3 protein-coding genes are annotated in these 4,706 nt (G+C 63.4%); all 3 read left to right on the top strand.

Features of this window, described 5'->3' with window-relative positions; all coding sequences use genetic code 11:
* Positions 1-1,602, top strand: a 1,602-nt coding sequence (gene nuoL / locus K678_RS16845; protein WP_039853723.1) for an NADH-quinone oxidoreductase subunit L, incomplete at its 5' end; no start/stop codon positions are given.
* Between the two features lie 18 nt (positions 1,603-1,620).
* Positions 1,621-3,135: an NADH-quinone oxidoreductase subunit M gene (locus K678_RS16850; protein WP_021133685.1), complete on the top strand. Its 1,515-nt coding sequence runs from the start codon at positions 1,621-1,623 to the stop codon at positions 3,133-3,135.
* Between the two features lie 13 nt (positions 3,136-3,148).
* The gene (gene nuoN / locus K678_RS16855; RefSeq protein WP_021133686.1) at positions 3,149-4,600 is read left to right on the top strand and encodes an NADH-quinone oxidoreductase subunit NuoN; all 1,452 of its coding nucleotides are present in this window, start codon (positions 3,149-3,151) and stop codon (positions 4,598-4,600) included.
* The last annotated feature ends 106 nt before the right edge of the window (positions 4,601-4,706 follow it).

Here is a 4,706-nt window from a genome sequence, read left to right on the forward strand (position 1 = left end):
ATTCCGCGGTTCCAGGCCTATCTGTCGCTGTTCACCTTCGCGATGCTGATGCTGGTGACCGCCGACAATCTGGTCCAGATGTTCTTTGGCTGGGAAGGGGTCGGCCTCGCCTCCTATCTGCTGATCGGCTTCTGGTACGAGAAGCCCTCGGCCTCGGCGGCGGCGATCAAGGCGTTCATTGTCAACCGGGTCGGCGATTTCGGCTTCCTGCTGGGGATTTTCGGGCTGTTCGCCCTGTTCGGCACCATCAACCTCGATGCGATCTTTGCCGCCGCCACCGCGAAAGCGGGGGTGACGCTCAGCGTGCTGGGTTTGAAGATCAACGCGATCACCGTCTGCTGTCTGCTGCTGTTTGTCGGCGCGATGGGCAAATCGGCCCAGCTTGGCCTTCACACCTGGCTACCCGACGCGATGGAAGGCCCGACCCCGGTGTCTGCCCTGATCCATGCCGCGACGATGGTCACCGCCGGGGTGTTCCTGGTGGCGCGGATGAGCCCGCTGTTCGAACTGTCGGATGCCGCCCTGGCGGTGGTGACGGTGGTCGGCGCGGCGACCGCGATCTTTGCCGCGACGATCGGCTGCGTTCAAAACGACATCAAGCGGATCATCGCCTATTCGACCTGCTCGCAGCTTGGCTACATGTTCTTTGCGCTCGGCGTGTCGGCCTATCAGGCGGCGATCTTCCATCTGATGACCCACGCCTTCTTCAAGGCGCTGCTGTTCCTTGCCGCCGGATCGGTGATCCACGCGATGAGCGACGAGCAGGACATCCGCCGGATGGGCGGTATCTGGAAGCACGTCAAGGTCACCTGGGCGCTGATGTGGATCGGCTCGCTGGCGTTGGCCGGGATTCCCTTCTTCGCCGGGTATTATTCGAAGGACATCATCCTCGAAGCGGCCTGGGGCGCGGGCACTCCGGTCGGTCAGATCGCCTATTGGGTCGGGATTCTGGCCGCGGTGCTGACCGCCTTCTATTCCTGGCGTCTGCTGCTGCTGACCTTCCACGGTCGCCCCCGCGCCGATGAGCAGGTGATGGCCCATGTCCACGAAAGCCCGGCGGTGATGATTATCCCGCTGCTGTTCCTGGGCGCGGGCGCGATGTTCGCCGGCTGGATCGGCTATGACCTGTTCGTTGGTCCGGCCAGCCACGATTTCTGGGGCCGTGCTCTCAGCGTCGCCGATATCCATCCGGCGCTCGACAACGCCCATCACGTTCCGGACTGGGTGGCGCTGATGCCGACGATCGCGGCGGCGGGTGGAATTGCGGTGGCGTACCTGCTGTACGTGTTCGCCCCCAGCCTGCCGGGTCTGCTGGCGCGGACCTTCCCGGCGCTGCACCGCTTCCTGCTGAACAAGTGGTATTTCGACGAATTGTACGACGCCCTTCTGGTCCGCCCCGCCTTTCGCTTGGGACGCGGGTTGTGGAAGGGCGGCGACGGGGCTCTGATCGATGGGCTTGGCCCCGACGGGGTGGCGGCGACCAGCATGAGAATGGGGCGCAAAGTGGCGGCGGCCGAGACCGGCTATCTGTTCCACTATGCCTTCGCCATGCTGATCGGGGTGGCGGGTCTCGTCACCTGGTACATGGCTATCAAGAATTAAGGACGGGGAAGACGACCCATGACCGACTGGCCGCTTCTCACGCTGACGACGTTTCTGCCGCTGCTGGGCGCGTTGTTCATTCTGACCATCCGGGGTGAGACCGAGGTGGTGGCGCGCAATGCCCGCAACGTCGCTCTGCTGACGGCACTGGCCACGTTCGTGGTGTCGCTGTTCATCCTGGGGCGCTTTGATGCCGCCTCGCCCGACTTCCAGTTGAAGGAAACCGCCGCGTGGTTCCCCGGCACCACCATCGCCTATTCGCTGGGCGTGGACGGGGTGTCGCTGTGGTTCGTGCTGCTGTCGACCTTCCTGACCCCCTTGTGCATCCTGTCGACGTTCCAGGCGGTGCGCGAGCGGGTCAAGGAATACATGGTCTGCTTCCTGGTCCTCGAGACCATGATGGTGGGGATGTTCTGCGCCCTTGATCTGGTGCTGTTCTATCTGTTCTTCGAGGGCGTGCTGATCCCGATGTTCATCATCATCGGGGTGTGGGGCGGCCAGCGCCGGGTCTATGCCGCGTTCAAGTTCTTCCTCTATACCCTGCTCGGCTCGGTGCTGATGCTGGTGGCGATGCTGGCGATGTATTTCGAGGCACAGACCACCGATATTCCCTCGCTGATGGCCCATTCCTTCCCGATCGAGATGCAGAAATGGCTGTGGATGGCCTTCTTCGCCTCGTTCGCGGTCAAGGTGCCGATGTGGCCGGTCCATACCTGGCTGCCTGACGCTCACGTCGAGGCGCCGACCGCCGGTTCGGTGATCCTGGCTGGCGTGCTGTTGAAGATGGGCGCCTATGGCTTCCTGCGCTTCTCGCTGCCGATGCTGCCCGACGCGTCGGTGTTCTTCACCCCGTTGATCCAGACCTTGTCGGTGATCGCGGTGATCTACACCTCACTGGTGGCGCTGGTCCAAGACGATATCAAGAAGCTGATCGCCTATAGCTCAGTGGCCCATATGGGCTATGTGACGCTGGGCCTGTTCGCAATGACGCCGCAGGGGGTCGAAGGCGCGCTGATCCAGATGTTGTCACACGGAATCGTCGCAGCGGCCCTGTTCCTGGGCGTCGGAGTCATCTATGATCGGCTGCATACCCGCGAAATCGCGCGGTTTGGCGGTCTGGCGTCAAGAATGCCGCTTTACGCCGCCCTTTTCATGCTGTTCACCCTGGCGTCGATCGGGCTGCCTGGAACCTCCGGCTTCGTCGGTGAGTTCCTGGTGCTGGTCGGAGTTTTCCAGGCGGACCGTCTGGTGGCCGTGCTGGCCGCGACCGGGGTGGTTCTTGGTGCCGCCTATATGCTGTATCTGTACCGCCGGGTGTTCTTTGGTCGGCTGGTGCACGAGGATTTGAAGATGTTGCCCGACCTCAGCGCCCGTGAAATCCTGGTTTTTCTGCCGCTGGCGGTGCTGGTGGTGTGGATGGGCGTGCATCCGGCAACCTTCCTCGACCCGATGCATGCCTCCGTGGCCAAGCTGATCGACAATTTCGAACTCGCCAAGGCGGCCAAGGCCGGTTTGGCGGCAGCAACACGCTAGGGGGGATGGCGACGTGACCGTGACTCTCGACCTTCTTCCCGTGCTGCCCGAGTTGTTCGTGGCGTTGTGCGGACTGATCCTGGTGCTGGTCGGTGTGTTTCGCACCGGCGACGCCACCCGCCCGATCGCGACACTCAGCATCATGACGATGGTGACGGCGATGCTGTTGGTCTGGGCGCTGGGCCCCGACCGTCAGACCGGGTTCGGCGGCCTGTTCGTCGCCGACCGCTTCGCCGCCTTTTCCAAGCAATTAATCCTGGTCGGCTCGATCCTGTCGATCGCGCTGGCGATTCCCTATTTCGAGCGCGAAAAGACCACCCGGTTCGAATATCCGGTGCTGGTGCTGTTCTCGACGCTGGGCATGATGGTGATGGTTTCGGCCAACGACTTCATGTCTCTGTATATGGGGCTCGAACTGTCCAGCCTGCCGCTGTACGTCCTGGCCGCGTTCCACCGCGACAGCCCCCGCGCCGCCGAGGCCGGGGTGAAGTATTTCGTGCTGGGCGCACTGGCCTCGGGCCTGCTGCTCTATGGCATTTCGCTGCTGTACGGTTTCTCCGGCACCACCTCGTTCCTGGGGCTGTCGCGCTCGTTCGAGGATTTGTCCGGCCCGCCCGCGATCGGCATCGTTGTCGGGCTGGTGTTCGTCGTCGCCGGTCTTGCCTTCAAGGTGTCGGCGGCCCCGTTCCATATGTGGACGCCCGACGTCTATGAAGGTGCGCCGACCCCGGTCACGGCCTTCTTCTCGGTCGCGCCCAAGATCGCCGCTCTCTGTCTGCTGACACGGGTGATGGTCGAGCCGTTCGCGGCGATGACCGATCAGTGGCGTCAAGTGGTGGTGGCGCTGGCGGTGATCTCGATGTTGGTCGGGGCCTTTGCCGCTCTCACTCAAACCAACATCAAACGGCTGATGGCCTATAGCTCGATCGGTCATGCCGGATACGTCCTGGTCGGCCTGGCCGCCGGATCGGTGCTGGGGGTTCAGTCGCTCCTGATCTACATGACGATCTACCTGTTCATGAACCTCGCGGTGTTCGCGGTGATCCTGTCGATGCGGCGGATGGGTCGCCATGTCGAGGGCATCGCCGATCTGGCCGGTCTGTCGAAGACCAATCCGGCGATGGCGTTCGTGATGGCGGTCCTGATGTTCTCGATGGCGGGTATCCCGCCGTTGGCCGGGTTCTGGGGCAAGTTCTACGTCTTCATGGCCGCGATCGAGGCGGGTCTGTTCCCGCTGGCGGTGATCGGTCTGGTCACCAGCGTCGTGGCCGCCTATTACTATCTGCGGATCGTCAAGCTGATGTATTTCGACGAGCCGATCGACTCGTTCGACCGTCCGGTCGGCTCGGCCCCGGTGGTGGCGATGAGCGTCGGATCCCTGGTCGTTCTGGGCTTCACCTTCCTCCCCGCCCCGCTGGTAACCGGAGCCAAGGCGGCGGCGGCCGCGCTGTTCCCCACCGGATGAGCCCTTTTCCCGATCTGCCGGACCCGTTCGAACTGTTGGCGTTGGAGCAGGCCGGAAGCACCAATGACGAGGCGCGTGGGCTGGCCGAACGCGGCGCGGCCCGCGA

It is taken from the genome of Magnetospirillum fulvum MGU-K5 (assembly GCF_000442515.1).
In the GTDB taxonomy this organism is placed as follows: Bacteria; Pseudomonadota; Alphaproteobacteria; order Rhodospirillales; family Magnetospirillaceae; genus Phaeospirillum; species Phaeospirillum fulvum_B.

What these genes read in the sequence shown, in the direction of transcription:
- K678_RS16850 (WP_021133685.1), top strand. Translation starts at nt 1,621, where the DNA reads ATGACCGACTGGCCGCTTCTCACGCTGACGACGTTTCTGCCGCTGCTG.